Here is an 18,420-nt window from a genome sequence, read left to right on the forward strand (position 1 = left end):
GTCAATCCCTCTTCGGGTGGGCCTTCGCGGGCGGTTTGGTCTTGGCGAACCGCTTCCGCAGCGCGCGCCGCACCAGCCATACGCCGAGCGCTGCTACCACGAACAGCGCGATGTCCGAGAGTTCGGGCCCGGTACGCGGATGGACGGTGCCGCTATGACCCGACTGTACCGCGAGGAGGGGTAGCGCGATCATCGGATCAGGCCGAGCTGACCGGCGTCCGCACCGGGATGCCCGCCGCCGCCAGCGCGGCATGCGCATCGCCGATCGACGCCTGCCCGAAATGGAAGATCGACGCCGCCAGCACCGCGCTCGCATGCCCGTCGCGGATGCCCGCCACCAGGTCGTCGAGCCCGCCGACCCCGCCGCTCGCCACCACCGGTACGCTGACGCGGTCCGAGATCGCGCGGATTAGCTCGAGATCGTAGCCGCTGCGCGTGCCGTCGCGGTCCATCGACGTGACCAGCAACTCGCCAGCGCCCAGCTCGGCGAGCTTCAAGGCATGCGCGATCGCATCGATCCCGGTCGCGCGGCGGCCGCCATGCGTGAATACTTCCCAACCTTCGCCGGACCTGCGCGCATCGACGCTCGCGACGCAGCACTGGCTGCCGAAGCGCTCGGCGATGTCGGCGACCAGTTCCGGCCGCTCGACCGCCGCCGAATTGACCGCCACCTTGTCGGCACCTGCCAGCAAAAGCGCGCGCATCGTCCGCCGTCCGCACGCCGCCGCCGACCGTCAACGGCATGAAGCACACTGCTGCGGTCCGTCGCACCACGTCGAGGATCGTACCCCGGCCTTCATGGGATGCGCCGATATCGAGGAAACACAGCTCGTCCGCCCCGGCCGCATCATAGGCCCGCGCCTGCTCGACCGGATCGCCGGCGTCGCGCAGTTCGACGAAGTTCACGCCCTTCACCACGCGCCCATCGGCAACGTCGAGGCACGGAATGACGCGCGCGGACCGTCATGCGCTGTGCCGCAGGTTTTGTTCACACGGAGACGCGGAGACGCGGAGACGCGGCAAAGCCGCTAAGAATGATTCACGCAAAGGCGCAAAGGCGCGAAGAGTGAAAAGAAGAACAGGCCTTCCCTTCTGCTTACTCTTCGCGCCTTTGCGCCTTTGCGTGAACATATTTTTGCCTGCGGCGCCAAGCGATGCTCCGCGCCTTTGCGCGAAACTACTATCTCCGCGTCTCCGCGTCTCCGCATGAACCATCATGCAGCCTTCGCCACACTCAATGCCGCAGCAAGATCGAGCCGACCGTCGTACAACGCCCGCCCGGTGATGACTCCTCGACCCCGTCGCGCACATGCAGCGCCAGCACGTGGATCTCGGCAATCCCCTTCACCCCGCCGCTGGCGATCACCGGAATGTCCACCGACCGCGCCAAATCGACAGTCGCGTCGACGTTGCACCCCTTCAGCATCCCGTCGCGCCCGACGTCGGTAAACAGCAAAGACGCCACCCCCGCATCCTCGAACCGCCGTGCGAGATCGACCGCGCTCGTGGTCGACACATCCGCCCAGCCCTTGGTCGCGACCATGCCGTCCTTCGCGTCGACCGCAACGACGATCCCCCCGGGGAAATCCTTCGCGACGCCGCGCACGAACTCGGGATCCTCCAGCGCCGCCGTCCCGATCACCACGCGCGACACGCCCAGGTCGAACCAGCCCTCGACGCTCGCCCGCGTCCGGATCCCGCCGCCAAGCTGCACATGCCCCGGAAACTGCGCGACGATAGACCGCACCGCGTCGCCATTGACCGAGGCCCCCGCAAACGCGCCGTCGAGATCGACCACGTGGAGATGCTCCGCGCCAGCGTTCGCGAACAGCATCGCCTGTGCCGCGGGATCGTCGCCATAGACGGTCGCCCGGTCCATATCGCCCTCGGCGAGACGCACGACTTGACCCGCCTTTAGGTCGATTGCGGGGAAGATGATGAGGCTCATGCGCGACAATCCTGTTCGAGATTCCGCCCGATACCGTCACCCCAGCGAACGCTGGGGTCTCGTGCGGCAAGGGCGCGCTCGCGATCGTGGGATACCCCAGCGTTCGCTGGGGTGACGGTCCGGGGAATGGGAGCGGCTAGAGTCACGGCCGCCATTCTAGGAATCGTTCGAGCAAGGCCAAACCGTAGCGCTGGCTCTTCTCAGGGTGAAACTGCACGCCGATCATCGTGTCGCGACCGATCGCCGCGGTGACGGGACCTGCATGGTCGGTCGTCGCGAGCACGTCGGCGCCTTCGAAGGCAAAGCTATGCAGGAAATACGCCTCGCCTGGCTCGATCAGCGGGTGCGCGACGGACGGAACGACGTCGTTCCAGCCCATATGCGGCACCTTCGCCTCCATCGTACCAGGCTCCAGCCGTCGCACGCGCCCCGAAACCCAGCCGAGCCCGGCATGAGTCCCCATCTCCTCGCCCGCATCGGCCATCAACTGCATACCGACGCAGATCCCAAGAAACGGCGTACCCTCGTTGCGCACCCGCCGGTTCAGCGCCTCGACCATCCCCGGCACCGCGCGCAACGCCGCTGCACACGCGCCATACGCACCGACACCCGGCAGCACGATCCGGTCAGCCTTCGCGACGACATCAGCGTCGGACGTGACAACCAGATCGACACACCCAGCCGTCCGCAACGCGTTTTCGACCGAATGCAAATTCCCCGCACCGTAATCGATCAGCGCGAGCGTCATGCTGTATCCCCGCGACCCGGTACAAGAAGTCCGTCACCCCAGCGGAACCTGGGGTCTCGTCGTAACGGGGATACCCCAGCTTTCGCTGGGGTGACGGGCTTTTGAGCTGACGGAGTCAACGCGCTCACAGCATCCCCTTGGTCGACGGAATCGCGTCGGCCTTGCGCGGATCGATCTCTATCGCGGTCCGCAGTGCGCGCGCGACACCCTTGAACGCCGCCTCAGCGATGTGGTGGTTGTTCGACCCGTACAGCGTCTCGACGTGCAGCGTGATGCCGGCGGCCTGCGCAAAGCTATGGAAGAAATGCTCGAACATCTCGGTATCCATCCCGCCGAGGCGCTTCTGCGAGAACAGGTCCTTCCACACCAGCCACGGACGCCCGGAGATATCCAGCGCCACCCGAGTCAGCGTCTCGTCCATCGGCGACAGCGCATCGCCATACCGCACGATCCCGCGTTTATCGCCGAGCGCCTGCGCGAACGCCTGGCCGATCGCGATGCCGGTATCCTCGACGGTGTGGTGCTCGTCGATATGCAGATCGCCCTTGGTCCGCACGCGCAGATCGATCAACGAATGACGCGATAATTGTTCGAGCATGTGATCGAAGAAACCGACCCCGGTCTCGACGTCGTATACGCCGGTCCCATCGAGGTTCACGGTGACGTCGATCGCCGTCTCGGCGGTGGAGCGGGTAATCGTGGCGGTGCGCATGCCACCTCCCATAACGTGCGCCACGACGCATGCAATCTTGACCGGCATCCGAATGGCGCTACCCAAGGGATATGACCGATGGACTGCCCGATAGCCTGATTCCGTACGACGAGATCGTACAAGAAGCCCTGCGTGCCGTGGTCGGCCGCGTGCTCGGCTCGGTCGCGGAGGCCGGCGGGCTTCCCGGCGAGCATCATTTCTACATCACCTTCAAGACGCAGGCCCCGGGAGTCGACATCCCCAAGCGGCTGATCGAGCGTTTCCCAGACGAGATGACGATCGTCATGCAGAACCGCTATTGGGACCTCATCGTCGACGACGAGCGCTTCTCGATCGGGCTTTCGTTCAACCAGGTCCCGTCGAAGCTGGTGATCCCGTATTCGGCGATCACCGCGTTCCAGGATCCGGCGGTAAGCTTCGAGCTCCGTTTCCAGGCGCAGGAGGGTGCGGAGGACGCGCTCGGCGATCACGACGAAGCGGAAAACGACGGCCCGACCGCGGTCCCGATCGAAGACGGTTCGAACGTCGTTGCGGTGGATTTCAAGCGGAAGAAGTAAGAAGCGAGGCGATCAGCGCACTGATCGCCGGTCGCAAAGCGACGCAAACTGTCGGCCGACGCGCGCAGCGCGGTCGACGACACGGGATTAACTCCCAGGGCGTACTTCTTTTCTTCTACGTCACCCCGGACCAGTTCCGGGGTCCACCCGTCCGCACGCTCCACGATCGGTGAGAGCGCGGAACGGTGGATGCCGGAACAAGCCCGGCATGACGGAGTAGACAGGCTATGACCCAAACCCGCACAGAAACCGACACGATCGGCCCGATTGAAGTACCCGCCGCCGCATACTGGGGCGCGCAAACCGAGCGCTCGATCGAGAACTTCCCCTTCGCCACCCGCGAACGCATGCCGATCGAGATCGTCCACGCCCTCGCCCTCGTCAAACAAGCCGCAGCCCGCGTAAACCGCTCGCACGGCCTAGACGAAACCATCGCCACCGCCATCGACTCCGCCGCGCAGGAAGTCATCGACGGCAAGCTCGACGACCAATTCCCGCTCGTCATCTGGCAGACCGGCAGCGGCACGCAGTCGAACATGAACGCCAACGAGGTCATCGCCGGCCGCGCCAACGAAGTCCTCACCGGCACGCGGGGCGGCAAGTCGCCGGTCCACCCCAACGACCATGTCAACATGAGCCAGTCGTCCAACGACAGCTTCCCGACCGCGCTTCACATCGCCGCCGCGATCGCCACGACACACCGCTTGATTCCCGCGCTCGACAAGCTCCACGCCGCGCTCGACGCGAAGGCCAATGCCTGGGACGACATCGTCAAGATCGGTCGCACGCATCTCCAGGACGCGACGCCGCTTACACTCGGCCAGGAGTTCTCCGGCTATGCGAACCAGCTTTATCGCTGCCGGCACCGCATCGAGCCCGCGATCGGCCACGGCATGGTCATCCTCGCGCAGGGCGGCACCGCGGTCGGTACCGGCCTCAACGCCCCCGCCGGCTTCGGCGACGCGATCGCGCACGAGCTGGCGGCAATCACCGGCCTCCCGTTCGCCAGCGCGCGCAACAAGTTCGAGGCACTCGCGTCGAACGATCCGCTCGTGCATCTGTCGGGCACGCTCAACACGCTGGCGGTCGCGCTGACCAAGATCGCCAACGACATCCGCCTCTTGGGCTCGGGCCCGCGCTGCGGCTTCGGCGAGATTGACTTGCCTGCGAACGAGCCCGGCAGCTCGATCATGCCGGGCAAGGTAAATCCCACCCAGTGCGAGATGCTGACGATGGTCGCCGGCCAGGTGATGGGCAACCACGTCGCGGTCACCGTCGGCGGGATGCAGGGCCATCTCGAATTGAACGTGTTCAAGCCGCTGATCGGCGCCAACGTCCTGCGCTCGATCGACCTGCTCGCGACCGCGATGGAAGGATTCGCGGAGCGCTGCGTCGACGGCATCGAACCCAACCGCGGCCGCATCGCCGACCTGCTCGATCGCTCGCTGATGCTGGTAACGGCGCTTGCCCCGGAGATCGGCTACGACGCTGCCGCAAAGATCGCCAAATACGCCCACGCCGAAGGGCTAACGCTGAAGGAAGCAGGCCTCGCGCTAGGCCTAGTCGACGCCGAAACCTTCGACCGCGTCGTCAAACCCGAATCGATGCTCGGCCGCTGACCTTCCCCCACACCGTCATCCTGACGAAAGTCAGGACCCAGAGCCACGATCGGCCCGCTGAGTAATCCTGGGTCCTGACTTTCGTCAGGATGACGGACGGTGGTGGCGCGCGGGAACCCAATCCTCCGCCAAGCGCTAACCCGCCACACGGACAGGAGAAATTACGTGGGCGCAACGACCATAGGCGCGCTGATCGGCGCAGGCATCGACTCGCTCAGCGGCGACGACGGCAACGCGGACGGCGCGATCATCGGTGCGATCACCGCCAACGTACTCAAGGTCGTCGTGCCGCTAGCCGTGACCTACGCGATCGGCTGGGCAGTGCTGCGCGGTGCAGCGGAACTCAAGGACCAGGTTTTCGGGGAGTCAGAAGCATGATCGGACGTATTATCAGTGCATTGGTCGGCCGCGAAATGGGCCGTCGCGACGGTTCGGGCGGCGCCTCGGGCGCAGTAAAGGGTGTCGTGGCGATGGGCCTGATGCGCCGCATGGGCCCACTCGGCATGATCCTCGGCGGTGGTTACGCAGCCAAGAAGGCCTATGACCGCAACAAGGCACGCAAAGCCGGCTATTAATCCGCCTTCGTAATACCACGCGCGGGCCGCGCATGGGTTGACGCCCATATGCGGTCCGCGGCAAGGGCGCGCATGCCCCACACACTTCCGTCCGACCCGCATGGTTTCCGTCGTCGCGGAGTCCTGTTCGTCCTGTCCTCGCCGTCCGGTGCCGGCAAGTCGACCATCGCGCGCAGATTGCTCGCGGACGAGCACGAACTCGAGATGTCGGTCTCGGTCACGACCCGTTCGGTGCGACCCGGCGAAGTCGACGGCAAGGATTACCATTTTACCGACCTCGAGGGCTTTCGCGACATGGTCGCGAAGGACGAGTTCCTGGAGTGGGCGCACGTCTTCAACCATCGCTACGGCACGCCGCGCGCGCAGGTCGAGGAGATGCTCGCGGCCGGCAAGGATGTGCTGTTCGACATCGATTGGCAGGGCGCGCAACAGCTGTTCCAGATCGCCGGCGGCGACGTCGTCCGCGTCTTCATCTTCCCGCCCTCGATGGAAGAACTCCACCGCCGCCTCACCAGCCGCGGCACCGATCTCGGAAGAGGTGATCGAAGCCCGCATGTCGCGCGGCAAACGAGGTGAGCCACTGGGACGGCTATGACTATGTGCTGGTCAACGACGACGTCGACAGCTGCATCCGCGGCGTGAAGACGATCCTCGCGGCGGAGAGACTCAAGCGCTCGCGCCAGACCGGGCTGATCGGCTTCATTCGCAGGCTGACGCGCTAACCCATCCCAACCGTCATCCCAGCGAAAGCTGGGATCTCCCCGTTCCGGGTCGCGGCATTCGCCAACCGGGATACCCCAGCTTTCGCTGGGGCGACGGATGTGGGGGAGGGTAGGTAGGCTTCTAAAGCTAAAGCAGTCCCAGAAACTCTACTCCCAACCCAAACTCCTTGCGCTTCAACTCGCGCAACTGGGTCGCCTGCCAGTCCTCGCCCCACATTTCGACCGACCAGTCCTCATCGATCCCCGCCGCCGCCCAGGCCGCATCGGCATCGATCTCACCCTCGATCAGCGCCAGCCCGATCACCAGCGACCCGGTCAGCGTCACCACCGGCGACAACCCCGCCAGCCGAAAATCGTCATACGCCGCGACCGCCTCATGCAGCCGCGCGATCGTCGTCGCCGGTTGCGCGACGTGCATCACGCCGGTGGTGACCGCGAACGTCACGTCATACCGCCCCCGCGCCCACGCCAGCAGCGGATCCCAGGACGCCGCCTGCCGCTCGACCAACAACGGCGGCCCCTCCGCGCGGTAGCAGAGCAGGTCGCTCTCGCCATACGCCGCCAGCCGCGCGGCGAACTGCGCCGGATCGTTCGCGATCGGATCGGTCGCCGCATTGGCGAGCCCGGTCAGCGGCATCGTCCGCGGGTCGATCGTCTCACCGACCGCGCGCCATTCCGCCGCAACCGCCTCGGCCAGCGCATCGCTTGGCAACGCAAGCGGTCGCCGCCCGGGCGTCCGCACCGGCTTGCCGTCGAGCGTCACTACCCGATCCGCATCGATCGCGACGTCTTTCCAGAACCGCTTCATGCGCCCATTCCGTTCATTCAGGCGTACTCCGCCAGCGATGCGCCAAGCTACGCGGCACGATCGCGATCATCGCCATCGCCGACAACACGATCGCCGTCCCGAGGATCTTCGGCCCCAGATCATGCGCGCGCGATCAGGATCAGCCCGAGCAGCGCGCCCGCAACCCCCGCCATCCGGACGACGACCAACACGAACCAGCGCCGCTGCGCTACCTTGTCCGCGTCGGTCATCGCGGCGCCACCATGTGCAGCAGGTCGGGTACGGTCGTCGCAACGACGTCGGCACCGGCATCGGATAGCTCGTGCACGGGGTGATACCCCCATGCGACCCCGACCGCGCGTACGTGTGCCGCTCGGGCCATTGCCATGTCGAAGCTCGTATCGCCGATCATCGCGGTCGTCTCCGCGCTAGCGCCTGCCTCGGCGATCGCCGCGAACAGCATCGCCGGGTCGGGCTTCGACGGATGCCGGTCGGCGGTCTGCAACGTCACGAACCTCTCGGTGATCCCGTGCGTGGCTAGGATATGCGCGAGGCCGCGGTCGGATTTGCCCGTCGCCACACCCAGCAGCCAGCCGTCGTTCGCAAGTGTCTCGATCACCTCGGCGATCCCGTCGAACAAAGGCTCGTCGGCAAGCTCGCCGCTCGCCCGCATCGCATGGAACGCGTTCTTGTAGTCGGTCGCGAGCGACCGGTGCTGCGCATCGTCCGCCTGCGGCAGCAACACCTGCATAGCCTCAACGAGACTGAGCCCGACGATCCGACGTATCGCCGCGCGGGGCGGTGGGACCAGTCCGGCACCCTCGAACGCACGCTCGCAGGCGACACAGATATTCGCCTGGCTGTCGACGAGCGTCCCATCGCAATCGAACACGGCAAGACGGATCATGAGATTTTCCAACGCATCGCCGCCTCGTAGATCACGCGTGCACGCGAGGGAACGCCAAACCGGAACGCGCGCGTCTGCGAACGGTTCGTGTCGGATAGCTCTGGAGACACAACGATGGCGCACGCACAGACCGACACCCCGAACATCTGGGCCGCCGCCGCAGCGGGCCTGGTCGCAGGTCTCGCCGCCTCGTTCGTAATGGACCGCTTCCAGGCCGGCGTCGCCGCGCTGTTCTCGGCGGAGAGCGATGCCGAGCCTGCGACGGAGAAGGCGGCGGACAAGGTGTCGCAGGCGGTGGTTGGCCACGACATCCCCGACGATCGCAAGCCGCTTGCAGGGCAGGTCGTGCATTATGCACTCGGGGCAGGGCTGGGTATCGCCTACGCGGTGGCGGCGGAATATCGCCCTTCGGTAACCGCGGGCTACGGCACCGCGTTCGCTGCGGCGACGACGGCGCTGCTCGATGAGGCGGCGGTGCCGGCGGCGGGGCTTGGCGATGCGCCGTGGAACACTGCGCCGACCACGCATCTGTATAGCGCGGCGTCGCACATCGTGTTCGGGACGGTGACGGAGGGTGTGCGGCGGTTGCTGCTGGGGTGGCTGAAGTAGCGCGCGACTAGTTCCCCCCGCGAAGGCGGGGGCCCAGGAATCAAGCAGCGTTACGATCGTGGCCCCTGGACCCCAGCCTTCGCGGGGGAATGGAATGTGCGGAGAAGCCTACCGCTAACCAATCACTCCACCCCGGCGAAGGCCGGGGCCCAATTGGGGACGTCGGTAACGGAAATCATCGCTCCGTTACCTCAACCTTTCCAATTGGGCCCCGGCCTCCGCCGGGGTGGAGTGAAAGGTAAGGGTCGTCTCCGACGTCTCACCCTCTCCCCTCAGGGGAGAGGAAAGGGGCCCGCGGCCGCTTGGCCGTGGGAAGGGTGAGGGCACGCGTCAGCCGAAAGCCATCAATTACCGAGTCCCAGGCCCACTCCGAGGCCCAGGCTTCCCAGCTCCACCCGGACGCCCGCGCCCAGCCGGCTTGACCCCTTCAACCCGAGGCCCGCTCCGCGGCGCCCCGAACTTCGAGCCAGCCCCGGTCCGAGGCCCACCCGTCTTCGGCGCAGGCTTGCCCGTCGCCTTCTCCTCGACAATCCCACGCCCACGCCGCTCACCCTTACGGTCCTTCCGCACCGACTTCGCATGCGCCTTGGCCCGCGACTTCATCTGCTCGCGCGTCGGCGCAGTCTTCTCATCGAGCACCAGGTCGTCGCCCAGCTTCTCCTCGAAGCCCAATTGCTTGAGGCTCTCCGCGAAATGCGTCGGCAGTTCCGCGGTCACGTCGATCGACCCGCCATCCGGATGATCCACCTTGATCCGCCGCGCGTGCAGATGCATTTTCCGCGAGATCCCGCCGGTCAGGAACGCAGCAGCCCCGCCATACTTCCCATCACCGACGATCGGATGTCCGATCGCCGCCATGTGTACGCGCAACTGGTGAGTCCGCCCGGTAAACGGCTGCAACTCGACCCACGCCGCACGGTTGCCCGCGCGCTCGATCACCCGGTAGCGCGTCCGCGCCGGTGCGCCCTCGGCCTCGTCGACGTGCATCTTCTCGCCGCCGGTGCCCGGCTGCTTCGCGATCGGCAGCTCGATCATGCCGTCCTCGATCGACGGCACGTCGACCACCAGCGCCCAATAGACTTTCCGCGCGGTGCGCCCCGAAAACGCCTTCGCAAAGAACGCCGCCGCGCGTGACGTCCGCGCCACCAGCAGAGCGCCGGACGTATCCTTGTCGAGCCGGTGGACCAGCTTCGGCCGCCCCTCGTTATCGTACTGCAATCCGTCGAGCAGCCCGTCGACATGCTGCGTCGTCTTGGTGCCGCCCTGCGTCGCCAAGCCCGGCGGCTTGTTCAGCACGAATGCCTGGAAATCCTTGTGGATCACCATGGACTGCGCGAGTTCGGTTTCTTCGTCCGACAGGATCACGCGTTCGCGGACTCGCCTGGGCTTGTCGACGTCGGCGGCGGCCTTGTCGGCTTCGGGTGGCGGCACGCGGAGCATCTGGCCCGCGGCGATCCGGTCGCCGGGAGTCGCGCGCGCCATCGACGCGGAGCTGCCCGGTGCGCGCCCACATCGCCACCGTCGTGAAGCTCGTGTCGGGCAGATGCCGCTTGAACCACCGGTCGAGCCGAATGCCGTCATCGTCGAATCCGACGTTGAACTCGCGGAAACCCGTATCGCTATCGCTTTTGCCCGCAGTCATGCGACGGCCCTTACTGCGGAGAGACCCGCGAACAACGCGGCGACCGAACCGATCACCGACACCAAAACATACCCGAACGCGACGCCGATCGCGCCGCGTTCGATCATCGTGACGACGTCCAGCGAGAACGCCGAAAACGTCGTGAATCCCCCCAATACGCCCACGCCGAGCAACAGCCGCCACGTTTCCGAAGCGGTATTGCGGGCGAGTACGCCAACCAGCACGCCCATCAGCAACCCACCGATCAAATTCACGGCAAGCGTACCAAAGGGATAGTCAGGCCCCAGCAACGACAGCATCGCGCGGCCAGTCAGATAGCGCGCGCCGGATCCGACCGCACCACCGACCATGACATAGAGAAGGGGAAGCATTTTCGCGCCCTAGCGTGAATCGGGCAAAACGGAAAGGTGCGCCGCAGGGGAGGCCTGTGGCGCTCCATTGCGTTGGTTTTAGATCACCGCGCGAGCCCTGTCTCAGATTGTTTCCCCGCGAATGCGGGGACCCAGACTGGGCTCCCGCCTTCGCGGGAGAACAAGGAGGGGAAGGGGATGGGCCCCGGCCTCCGCCGGGGTGGTGCAGTTCAATGCACTTCAGAGCGACGGCGGAGGGAGCAAACTCACCGGCCAGCCTCACCGCCCAGCGTTGGACACCATATCAACATCGCTCCCGCCACCAGTCCGCGCCGTCACGTACACCACATACGCGTCGTTCCCACGAACCCCGCCCAGCACATGCTGTTTGCCATCGGTGCTATGCCCGGCCGAATACCCTGCCGTCCGCGCCTTCGTGAAATAATAATCGAGCATCTTCTGCATCGGCGCCGCACTCGCGAAACTTACCACGCGTAGCCGACAGCCATCCCGATCCGCCCCCGCAGCCTCGGTCAACCGCGCGCCCGGATATAGCGGCAGATCCGCCGGCAACCGGTTCGCCCATCCCGCCGAATACCCGATCTTCTGCGCACACGCCCCTGCATCCGGCGTCTTCTGCCGCTCCGCCAGCGCGGCCAGCGTGAGCGCGCCGTTCGCGGTCTTGCACTCGGGGCAGTCGTTCGATGGAGCCGGCGCGCGCTGTAAGGTCTTGGCATCGACCGGATCGGCGTTGAGCGGGCCCTCGGGCGGTACCGCGCCGCTATCCGGGCGGGGCGGCGGGCGCACCGCGTCGGTGTTCGACGACTGCGCCAGCCGCGGATCGACCATGATCTGGCTCCCAAGCGACTCGGCAACGGCGGGATCGCGCACCGCGCCGTTGGTCAGCTCGGCATCGAGGCTGTTGAGATCCTGTTGGTCGGTCGACGACCGGTTGCAGGCGGCCAGCGTCAGCGGGAGGAGAAGTGCGGAGCGCAGGGAAAAAGTCATCACCCGCATCCTATGCGCGAAAGACGGTGAAGAAAGCGTTTTCCACACACGCTCGGTCCTCCCCCGCCAGGGCGAGGTGGCTGGCGTTTGCCAGACGGAGGGGGAGGAAAGGGCAACGTATGTTCCGTGTCCTCCCCCTCCGTCACCTACGGCGACACCTCCCCCTGGCGGGGGAGGATCGTACGGATCCGCCCAAGTCTTGCCCGAACCCCCGCGACTCGCCATGTTCACCTCATGCTGAACATCGTCTCGATCCTCATCGGCCTCGTCACCCTGGTGCTCGGCCTCGTCGCGTTCATTCCGCTGCTCGGCTGGATGAACTGGCTGGTCATCCCGATCGGGATCGTCGGCGCCGCCGTCGGCGCGCTGTCGTCGAGCACCGGCGGGCGTAACCTCAACATCGTCCTGATCATCATCTTCGCGCTCCGCCTGAGCCTGGGCGGCGGTATCATCTGACGCAGATAGGGCCCGGTGTTTCCACCGGGCCCTATCGTCTCACGCCAACCGCGTCTTATCGGCAGCGCACGTTGCCGCGATCGATCGACGACCCGAGTACCGCGCCACCGCCTGCCCCGATCAGCGTACCGAGCAGCCGCGAACCACCGCCCGCGATCACGTTGCCGAGCGCACCACCGGCAAGCCCGCCGACGATCAGCCCGGTCGTCCCGTCGTTGCGACGGCAGTAATAGCGCCCGTTGCCGCCGCGATAGATGCGGTCGTTACGACCCAGGCGGCGCTCCTGATAATAGCGGCCATCGCGGTAATAGCGGTCGGCGAGATAGCCACGCTGGCCGGGCTCGTAGCGGTTGTAGTCATAGCCGCGATACTGCTGCCAGTTGCGCCCGTCATTGCGACGATCCTGGCGGATGTCGCGAATGTCGCCACGGCGGTCCTGGCGTGCGTCGCGCACCTCGTCGCGGTAATCGCGGCGCGCATCGCGGACGTCGCCACGTGAGTCGGCGTTGCGGAGATCGCGGCGATAGTCGCGCCGTGCGTCGCGCACCTGGTCGTTATATTCCTGGTTGGCGCCGCGAACCGTCGATTGCGCGCCGACGGGGATCGCGCCGAACGCGGTGGCGGCGAGGGCCGCCGAGAGAATGGCGATACGCATGTTTGGTCTCCTGACTGGATACGCAAACAACGGCCGGCCGAAGCGCGAGTTGCGTGAACCGCAAACTACGGCGCATTCAGCCGGCCGACAAACTTAGGTCATTGATATCAGGCGAGGTTATGCTCGAGCGTGATCTCGGCGTTGAGCACCTTCGATACCGGGCAGTTCGCCTTGGCGTCTGCGGCGATCGCCTCGAACTCTTCCTTCGAGATGCCGTCGACCTTGGCGTTTAGCGTCAGTGCCGACTTGGTAATCTTGAACCCGTCGCCGTCCTTGTCGAGCGTCACCTTCGCCGACGTCTCGAGCGTGCCAGCCTCATAGCCCTTACCGGCGAGCGCGAAGCTCAGCGCCATCGTGAAGCACGATGCATGCGCGGCCGCGATCAGCTCCTCGGGGTTGGTGCCGGGCTCGTTCTCGAACCGCGTGTTGAAGCCGTACGGGCTGTCGGACAGCACGCCCGACTGCGTCGAGACATGGCCCTTGCCGCTCTTGCCGAGGCCTTCATACTTTGCCGAACCGCTGCGTGTGGTCATCGTTTTGATCCTTCATCGGACAAGAAAAAAGGCGTCGCGGTTTCCCACGACGCCCTTCCACAACGCGCAACTACCGAAATAGCGGCATTGATTTAGCCGATGAGTGTTAGCGGCAACGACGGTTGTTGTTGCTCGTGCCCTTGTCGATCGCGCGACCGGCGAGACCGCCGAGGACGGCGCCGCCCAGCGTGCCGACCGTGCGGTCGCCACGGGTGTCGACCGTACGGCCGAGCAGTGCGCCGCCGACGCCGCCGATGATCGTGCCGGTCGTGCCGTTGCTCTTCTTGCAGTAGACGCGGCCGTCACGACCACGCCATTCGCGACGATCGCGCGCATCTGCGGCCGATACCGGCACGAGGACGGTCGGCAGGACCATTGCGCTGAGGCCCATGGCCAGAACGAACTTACGCATGATGTAACTCCCTAGTGAATTGATCTGCTGGTGTAACGAAGTGACTATAGCGCCAGTTGCATGAACCAAAAACAACACCGCGTTCATGCTGGCGTTCATCTTCGGGACCGGCATCGGGTCGTTGCTATCAACGGCCGACGGGCATCATTCCGCGGTCCCGCTTTACGCTGGATGGCAGGCCGGTTACGCCGCCGCGATGTTGCCCGTGCCCTTGCCCGTCGAGATCCTGCCCGTCGCAGCACCCTGGTTCGACCTCGCGGGCCTGGCGGTGTTCGCCGCCTCGGGTGCGCTCGCGGCGGCCAAGCGTGGCCAGACGTTCGTGACGCTCGTCTTCTTCGGGCTGATCACCGGCGTCGGCGGCGGTACCGTGCGCGACTTGCTGATCGGCGCGCCGGTGTTCTGGGTACATGACGCGCGCGCTGCCAGCGTGTGCCTCGGGGTTGCGCTGCTGATCTGGGTGACGCCCGAGCGGTGGTGGAAGGACGAGGCGCTCGGCTGGTTCGATGCGGTCGGGCTTGCTGCGTATGCGGTGTACGGCGCAGCGAAGGCTTTGGGGTATGGCGTGCCACCCGTACCTGCGGCGCTGATGGGGGTGATGACCGCGTGCGTCGGCGGTATCATCCGCGATGTGTTGGCGGGGGAGCCGTCGATCCTGATGCGGCCGGAGTTGTACGTGACCGCGGCGGCGCTGGCGGCAGCGAGTTATGTCGGGCTGGTGCTGCTGGGCGTGCCGCTCGGGTTGTCGGCGGTCATTGCGGCGAGCGCCGGCTTTACACTCAGAGCTGCCGCGATCCGCTTTCATCTAGCGCTTCCGGCATACGGCGGCCGGCGCTGACCTTAACCCCGTGGTCGCTTATAGTCTTTTCGTGCAATCCGGGCCCATTCGGCACGTGTATGGCATTCCGTCACCTTGGTTGAATTGCGCACCAAACATTCTCGCGGTTCATGAAGAGACGATGTCATCCGCGTGGAGAGGCCCACGTTTCGCGTAGAAAGTACCGAATGTGTAGTTCCACTCGGCGTTCTGGCAGTCGTCTGATATGTCTGCGCAAAAGCACTTGAGGATATCATCAGTGCGGGTATCACGATCGACTTAATCATCACATTCATCCCAGTCGTCTGATCATTCAACGCTACGTTGGGCTCGAAGTTCATCCGCTGTACAATCGTCCGATTACCCCCGTACAACCCCGACCTCCGCAAACCTACGCGGCTCCACCGGCGGCACCGCAGGCTCGTTCAGCTCGCACTGCCAATGCCCGACATCGATCCATTGCCCGTTCTTGTACCCGACCTCGCGGTACACCCCCGCGCGTCGAAACCCGACCGCCTCGTGCAGCTTGATCGACGAATCATTCGGCAACGCGATCGCCCCGATCGCCTGCGTAAACCCCTGAGCCCGCAGCGTATCGATCAGCGCCTCGTACAACAGCCGCCCAGCCCCCTGGCGCTGCGCCGCATCCGCGACATACACCGTGGTCTCACACGCGAACCGGTACGCCTCACGCTTGTGGAAGGCCGAGGCATAGGCGTACGCCAGCACCCCTCCTCGGAGCCGATCGTGGCGACCAGCCACGGATACAGCCCGTCCGACGCGGCCATCCGCGCGCGCATCTGCCGCGCATCGGGCGCCTCGGTCTCGAACGACACTGTCCCGACCAGCACGTGCGGCGCGTAAATCGCCGCGATCGACGCCGCGTCCTCGGGGACCGCCGCCCGAATGACGATCCCGCCCCCATTGCCCGAAGCGGGGATCGTCATCAGAATCCGATCCGCGCCAGCAGCATATCGAGCAGCTTGGCATCGCCGATCCCCGCGGCCGTCGGCCCCATCCCGCCACACTCGAGGCAGCGCGCCTGGATCGACCCCGAGGTCGCCAGCCGCTTCATGTCACCCACGGCGCGCGCAAGCATCTGGCGCCGGTCCGCCGCGACGTGCGCGAATGCATCGCCGCCACCCGCATCATCATCGCCATCATTGCCGAAATCCTGCGCGATCGTCGCGAGAAAGCCCGGCTTCTTCTCCAGATACTCGGCATGGACCTTCGCCGGATCGAGTTTGGCGCGCTTGGCCGCCTCGTCGATCGCGTCCTGCAACGTACCGAACCGGTCGACCAACCCGATCTGCTGCGCGGTGCCGCCATCCCAGACTCGCCCCTGGCCGATCTCGTCCACCCGCGCCGGCGTCATCTTCCGCGAGGCGGCCACGCGCGAGACGAACTGGCGATAGCCGTTCTCGATCCCCGCCTGCGCGATCGCGTCGAACATCGGCGTAGTGCCGCCGGTGATATCGGGCTGGCCCGACAATGGCGTGGTCTTCACGCCGTCGCTGGTCACGCCGATCTTGGCGAGCGCGTTCTCGAACGTCGGGATCACGCCGAAGATACCGATCGAGCCGGTGATCGTGCCGGGCTCGGCAAAGATCACGTCGGCCGGCGTCGACACCCAATATCCGCCGCTGGCCGCCAGCCCGCCCATCGATACGACCACGGGCAGCTTCTGGCGCTTGGCTTCGAGGATCGCGAGCCGGATCTGCTCCGACGCCATTACGGATCCACCCGGCGAGTCGACGCGCACCACCAGTGCCTTCAGCGTCTTCTTGGCGAGCCCGTCGAGCACCGCCTTCTCGATCGTCTTGCCCGCCGCCTTGCCGGGGCCGCTCTCGCCGTCGACGATCTCGCCGGCAATCGTCAGCACGCCGATCAGATCGCCCGCGGTGGGGAGGGGTTGGCCTTCACCCAGGCGTCGTATTTGATCGCATTGTAATTGCCCGCCGGCTTGTTGGCGTCGCTGCCCGCGATCTCCGCCACGCGCCGCCCGAAGCTGGTGCGATCGCCGAGCTTGTCGACGATGCCTGCGCGCAGGTTTGCCTCGGCGATGTTGCCGTTCGCCGCGAGGATCACCTTGTCGGGCGCGGTCATGAACTGCGCGATCTGCGCCTTGGGGCGTGCTTTCGCGACGGCCTCGCGCCACTGCGCGAACAACGTGCCGTACAGCGCAGTGCTGGCGGCGCGCGCGTCGTCGCTCTGGTCTGCCCGCGTGTAAGGCTCGACGAACGACTTGTAGCGGCCAACGCGGTAGACGTGTGCGTTGACGCCGAGCTTGTCGATCAGGCCCTTGTAATAGAGCTGGTTGCCGCCCGGCCCCATGAAGATCGTCCCACCCAGCGGGTTGACCCAGATCTCGCTCGCGTTCGCTGCGAGGCGATAGCCGCCATCGGTGTACGCGGTCGCGTAAGCGAGCACCGGTTTGCCGCTCGCCCGCACCCGCGCAAGCGCATCGCCGACTTCGCCGAGTGCCGCGGGATACGCGCCGCCGAAGCTGTCGAGATCGAGCACGACCACTTTCACGCGCGCATCGGTGCGCGCGGTGTCGATCGAGCGGACCACGTCGCGCAGGCGAAACTGCCGCGTCCGGCTCTGCCCCGAGAGTGCTGCGAACGCGGCCTGTTCCTCGGGCTGCTCGACGATCGAGCCGTTGAGGTCGAGCACCAGCGCGCCGTCCTTGATCGCCGTCGTGCTCTGCCGTGCATTGAGCGCCGCGAAGATCAGCCCGAAGAACAACAGCATCGCGATCAGGACGAGCGCATCCTTGATCGCGACGAGGAACTTCCACACGCCCCGCACGAGCCGCCATTTCTTCCGCGGCGGGCGGGCAGGGTCGTTATAGGAGGGGGCGTAGGACGGCACAGCGGTCTCGGTCATGGGAGGAGAGCTAGAGCAACGGGGCGCACAGGTAAATGCCCTGTATTACGCGTCCAACACAGGAAGCGTTCTAGCCCTCACATCGACCCCGACCGCCACGCAATCCCCCTCCGCTTGCGGGAGGGGTTAGGGGAGGGAGTCCCACGAGCACCCGCCCAAGAAACCCCTCCCCCACCCCCTCCCGCAAGCGGAAGGGGAGCAGAAGGGAAAGTTTGTCCAGCCTTGTTCTCCCGCGAATGCAAGCGCCCAGGCGCATCCCAATTCCACCACCCCGGCGAAGGCCGGGGCCCAGTTGGGGAACGTCGCTAATGGAGCGATGCGCGCCGTTACTGCAGCCTTGCCACCTGGGCCCCGGCCTCCGCCGGGGTGGTCCTTTGGGTAAACACGCGCAGGTGCCCGAAACCCACGCCCGCCCGAAAAATTTCACCTCCGGAACCTTTGACATGCCGCACCCCGAGGCACATATGCCGTCCGTTG

General features: G+C 65.9%; 18 protein-coding genes and 5 pseudogenes. 8 read left to right on the forward strand and 15 right to left on the reverse strand.

Annotated elements, in window-relative coordinates; all coding sequences use genetic code 11:
* Window position 1: 1 nt before the first annotated feature.
* The 5 genes and pseudogenes from QP181_RS17280 to hisB form a co-directional block, all read right to left on the reverse strand.
* Window positions 2–193 (reverse strand): hypothetical protein, encoded by a 192-nt coding sequence (locus tag QP181_RS17280; RefSeq protein WP_333929297.1) that lies wholly within the window; start codon window positions 191–193, stop codon window positions 2–4.
* Between the two features lie 4 nt (window positions 194–197).
* Window positions 198–967 (reverse strand): annotated as a pseudogene (hisF, locus tag QP181_RS17285) (imidazole glycerol phosphate synthase subunit HisF).
* A gap of 247 nt (window positions 968–1,214) precedes the next feature.
* Window positions 1,215–1,948 (reverse strand): annotated as a pseudogene (gene hisA / locus QP181_RS17290) (1-(5-phosphoribosyl)-5-[(5-phosphoribosylamino)methylideneamino]imidazole-4-carboxamide isomerase).
* A 142-nt stretch (window positions 1,949–2,090) separates the two neighbouring features.
* Entirely contained in the window at window positions 2,091–2,696 is a 606-nt protein-coding gene (gene hisH / locus QP181_RS17295; protein WP_333929298.1) for an imidazole glycerol phosphate synthase subunit HisH, read from the reverse strand.
* A gap of 124 nt (window positions 2,697–2,820) precedes the next feature.
* Window positions 2,821–3,408 (reverse strand): imidazoleglycerol-phosphate dehydratase HisB, encoded by a 588-nt coding sequence (hisB, locus tag QP181_RS17300; RefSeq protein ID WP_333929299.1) that lies wholly within the window; start codon window positions 3,406–3,408, stop codon window positions 2,821–2,823.
* 71 nt (window positions 3,409–3,479) lie between these two features.
* Between hisB and QP181_RS17305 the strand changes: the two genes are divergently transcribed.
* The 5 genes and pseudogenes from QP181_RS17305 (at window position 3,480) to gmk (ending at window position 6,881) form a co-directional block, all read left to right on the forward strand.
* On the forward strand, window positions 3,480–3,965 hold the full coding sequence (locus QP181_RS17305; RefSeq protein WP_056489744.1) for an SspB family protein: 486 nt from the start codon (window positions 3,480–3,482) through the stop codon (window positions 3,963–3,965).
* A 227-nt stretch (window positions 3,966–4,192) separates the two neighbouring features.
* On the forward strand, window positions 4,193–5,584 hold the full coding sequence (fumC, locus tag QP181_RS17310) for a class II fumarate hydratase (RefSeq protein ID WP_333929300.1): 1,392 nt from the start codon (window positions 4,193–4,195) through the stop codon (window positions 5,582–5,584).
* A 165-nt stretch (window positions 5,585–5,749) separates the two neighbouring features.
* The gene (locus QP181_RS17315) at window positions 5,750–5,962 is read left to right on the forward strand and encodes a hypothetical protein (protein WP_056489740.1); all 213 of its coding nucleotides are present in this window, start codon (window positions 5,750–5,752) and stop codon (window positions 5,960–5,962) included.
* Window positions 5,959–6,159 (forward strand): hypothetical protein, encoded by a 201-nt coding sequence (locus tag QP181_RS17320; RefSeq protein WP_056052077.1) that lies wholly within the window; start codon window positions 5,959–5,961, stop codon window positions 6,157–6,159. Before QP181_RS17315 ends, QP181_RS17320 begins: the two co-directional genes overlap by 4 nt.
* Before the next feature lie 72 nt (window positions 6,160–6,231).
* Window positions 6,232–6,881 (forward strand): annotated as a pseudogene (gene gmk, locus QP181_RS17325) (guanylate kinase).
* Between the two features lie 127 nt (window positions 6,882–7,008).
* Here the strand turns inward: gmk and QP181_RS17330 are convergent.
* Together QP181_RS17330 and QP181_RS17335 are read right to left on the reverse strand one after the other, a co-directional pair.
* Window positions 7,009–7,689 carry an ATP12 family chaperone protein gene (locus QP181_RS17330; RefSeq protein WP_332755643.1) on the reverse strand — a complete coding sequence of 227 codons (681 nt, stop codon included), beginning with the start codon at window positions 7,687–7,689 and terminating at the stop codon, window positions 7,009–7,011.
* Window positions 7,690–7,915: 226 nt separating this feature from the next.
* A complete protein-coding gene (locus QP181_RS17335; RefSeq protein WP_333929301.1) occupies window positions 7,916–8,575 on the reverse strand; it encodes an HAD-IA family hydrolase in 660 nt (219 codons plus the stop codon).
* Window positions 8,576–8,689: 114 nt separating this feature from the next.
* On the opposite strand from QP181_RS17335, the gene QP181_RS17340 reads away from it, so the two are divergent.
* Window positions 8,690–9,184: a DUF1440 domain-containing protein gene (locus QP181_RS17340; RefSeq protein WP_056052062.1), complete on the forward strand. Its 495-nt coding sequence runs from the start codon at window positions 8,690–8,692 to the stop codon at window positions 9,182–9,184.
* 348 nt (window positions 9,185–9,532) lie between these two features.
* On the opposite strand, the pseudogene QP181_RS17345 reads toward QP181_RS17340, so the two are convergent.
* The 3 genes and pseudogenes from QP181_RS17345 to QP181_RS17355 all read right to left on the reverse strand — a co-directional run bounded on the left by QP181_RS17345 (window position 9,533) and on the right by QP181_RS17355 (window position 12,184).
* Window positions 9,533–10,826, reverse strand: a pseudogene (locus QP181_RS17345) (RluA family pseudouridine synthase).
* Window positions 10,823–11,197 carry a fluoride efflux transporter CrcB gene (gene crcB, locus QP181_RS17350; RefSeq protein ID WP_056489728.1) on the reverse strand — a complete coding sequence of 125 codons (375 nt, stop codon included), beginning with the start codon at window positions 11,195–11,197 and terminating at the stop codon, window positions 10,823–10,825. Before crcB ends, QP181_RS17345 begins: the two are co-directional and overlap by 4 nt.
* A gap of 258 nt (window positions 11,198–11,455) precedes the next feature.
* On the reverse strand, window positions 11,456–12,184 hold the full coding sequence (locus QP181_RS17355) for a hypothetical protein (RefSeq protein ID WP_333929302.1): 729 nt from the start codon (window positions 12,182–12,184) through the stop codon (window positions 11,456–11,458).
* 234 nt (window positions 12,185–12,418) lie between these two features.
* On the opposite strand from QP181_RS17355, the gene QP181_RS17360 reads away from it, so the two are divergent.
* Window positions 12,419–12,640, forward strand: a complete 222-nt coding sequence (locus QP181_RS17360) for a hypothetical protein (RefSeq protein ID WP_132737284.1) — start codon at window positions 12,419–12,421, stop codon at window positions 12,638–12,640.
* Window positions 12,641–12,695: 55 nt separating this feature from the next.
* Here the strand turns inward: QP181_RS17360 and QP181_RS17365 are convergent, their stop codons facing one another.
* The 3 genes from QP181_RS17365 to QP181_RS17375 all read right to left on the reverse strand — a co-directional run bounded on the left by QP181_RS17365 (window position 12,696) and on the right by QP181_RS17375 (window position 14,240).
* A complete protein-coding gene (locus QP181_RS17365) occupies window positions 12,696–13,295 on the reverse strand; it encodes a glycine zipper 2TM domain-containing protein (protein ID WP_132896011.1) in 600 nt (199 codons plus the stop codon).
* Window positions 13,296–13,402: 107 nt separating this feature from the next.
* Complete coding sequence (locus QP181_RS17370; protein WP_333929303.1) at window positions 13,403–13,828, reverse strand: OsmC family protein; 426 nt, start codon at window positions 13,826–13,828, stop codon at window positions 13,403–13,405.
* A gap of 106 nt (window positions 13,829–13,934) precedes the next feature.
* Complete coding sequence (locus tag QP181_RS17375; RefSeq protein ID WP_056065671.1) at window positions 13,935–14,240, reverse strand: glycine zipper 2TM domain-containing protein; 306 nt, start codon at window positions 14,238–14,240, stop codon at window positions 13,935–13,937.
* 196 nt (window positions 14,241–14,436) lie between these two features.
* On the opposite strand from QP181_RS17375, the gene QP181_RS17380 reads away from it, so the two are divergent.
* Window positions 14,437–15,075 (forward strand): trimeric intracellular cation channel family protein, encoded by a 639-nt coding sequence (locus QP181_RS17380; protein ID WP_132737295.1) that lies wholly within the window; start codon window positions 14,437–14,439, stop codon window positions 15,073–15,075.
* Window positions 15,076–15,414: 339 nt separating this feature from the next.
* On the opposite strand, the gene QP181_RS17385 is transcribed toward QP181_RS17380, so the two are convergent.
* Both QP181_RS17385 and sppA read right to left on the reverse strand, forming a co-directional pair.
* Window positions 15,415–15,816: a GNAT family N-acetyltransferase gene (locus QP181_RS17385; protein WP_443027564.1), complete on the reverse strand. Its 402-nt coding sequence runs from the start codon at window positions 15,814–15,816 to the stop codon at window positions 15,415–15,417.
* 184 nt (window positions 15,817–16,000) lie between these two features.
* Window positions 16,001–17,808 (reverse strand): annotated as a pseudogene (gene sppA / locus QP181_RS17390) (signal peptide peptidase SppA).
* Window positions 17,809–18,420: the final 612 nt, after the last annotated feature.

Source organism: Sphingomonas sp. LR55 (assembly GCF_036856015.1).
GTDB lineage: Bacteria > Pseudomonadota > Alphaproteobacteria > Sphingomonadales > Sphingomonadaceae > Sphingomonas.

Coding starts and splice junctions, on each gene's coding strand:
- fumC (WP_333929300.1), top strand. CDS start 4,193: ATGACCCAAACCCGCACAGAAACCGACACGATCGGCCCGATTGAAGTA.
- QP181_RS17320 (WP_056052077.1), top strand. CDS start 5,959: ATGATCGGACGTATTATCAGTGCATTGGTCGGCCGCGAAATGGGCCGT.
- QP181_RS17370 (WP_333929303.1), bottom strand. CDS start 13,828: ATGACCACACGCAGCGGTTCGGCAAAGTATGAAGGCCTCGGCAAGAGC.
- hisH (WP_333929298.1), bottom strand. CDS start 2,696: ATGACGCTCGCGCTGATCGATTACGGTGCGGGGAATTTGCATTCGGTC.
- QP181_RS17355 (WP_333929302.1), bottom strand. CDS start 12,184: ATGACTTTTTCCCTGCGCTCCGCACTTCTCCTCCCGCTGACGCTGGCC.
- QP181_RS17280 (WP_333929297.1), bottom strand. CDS start 193: ATGATCGCGCTACCCCTCCTCGCGGTACAGTCGGGTCATAGCGGCACC.
- QP181_RS17365 (WP_132896011.1), bottom strand. CDS start 13,295: ATGCGTATCGCCATTCTCTCGGCGGCCCTCGCCGCCACCGCGTTCGGC.
- crcB (WP_056489728.1), bottom strand. CDS start 11,197: ATGCTTCCCCTTCTCTATGTCATGGTCGGTGGTGCGGTCGGATCCGGC.
- QP181_RS17305 (WP_056489744.1), top strand. CDS start 3,480: ATGACCGATGGACTGCCCGATAGCCTGATTCCGTACGACGAGATCGTA.
- QP181_RS17340 (WP_056052062.1), top strand. CDS start 8,690: ATGGCGCACGCACAGACCGACACCCCGAACATCTGGGCCGCCGCCGCA.
- hisB (WP_333929299.1), bottom strand. CDS start 3,408: ATGCGCACCGCCACGATTACCCGCTCCACCGCCGAGACGGCGATCGAC.
- QP181_RS17335 (WP_333929301.1), bottom strand. CDS start 8,575: ATGATCCGTCTTGCCGTGTTCGATTGCGATGGGACGCTCGTCGACAGC.
- QP181_RS17360 (WP_132737284.1), top strand. CDS start 12,419: ATGCTGAACATCGTCTCGATCCTCATCGGCCTCGTCACCCTGGTGCTC.
- QP181_RS17375 (WP_056065671.1), bottom strand. CDS start 14,240: ATGCGTAAGTTCGTTCTGGCCATGGGCCTCAGCGCAATGGTCCTGCCG.
- QP181_RS17330 (WP_332755643.1), bottom strand. CDS start 7,689: ATGAAGCGGTTCTGGAAAGACGTCGCGATCGATGCGGATCGGGTAGTG.
- QP181_RS17380 (WP_132737295.1), top strand. CDS start 14,437: ATGTTGCCCGTGCCCTTGCCCGTCGAGATCCTGCCCGTCGCAGCACCC.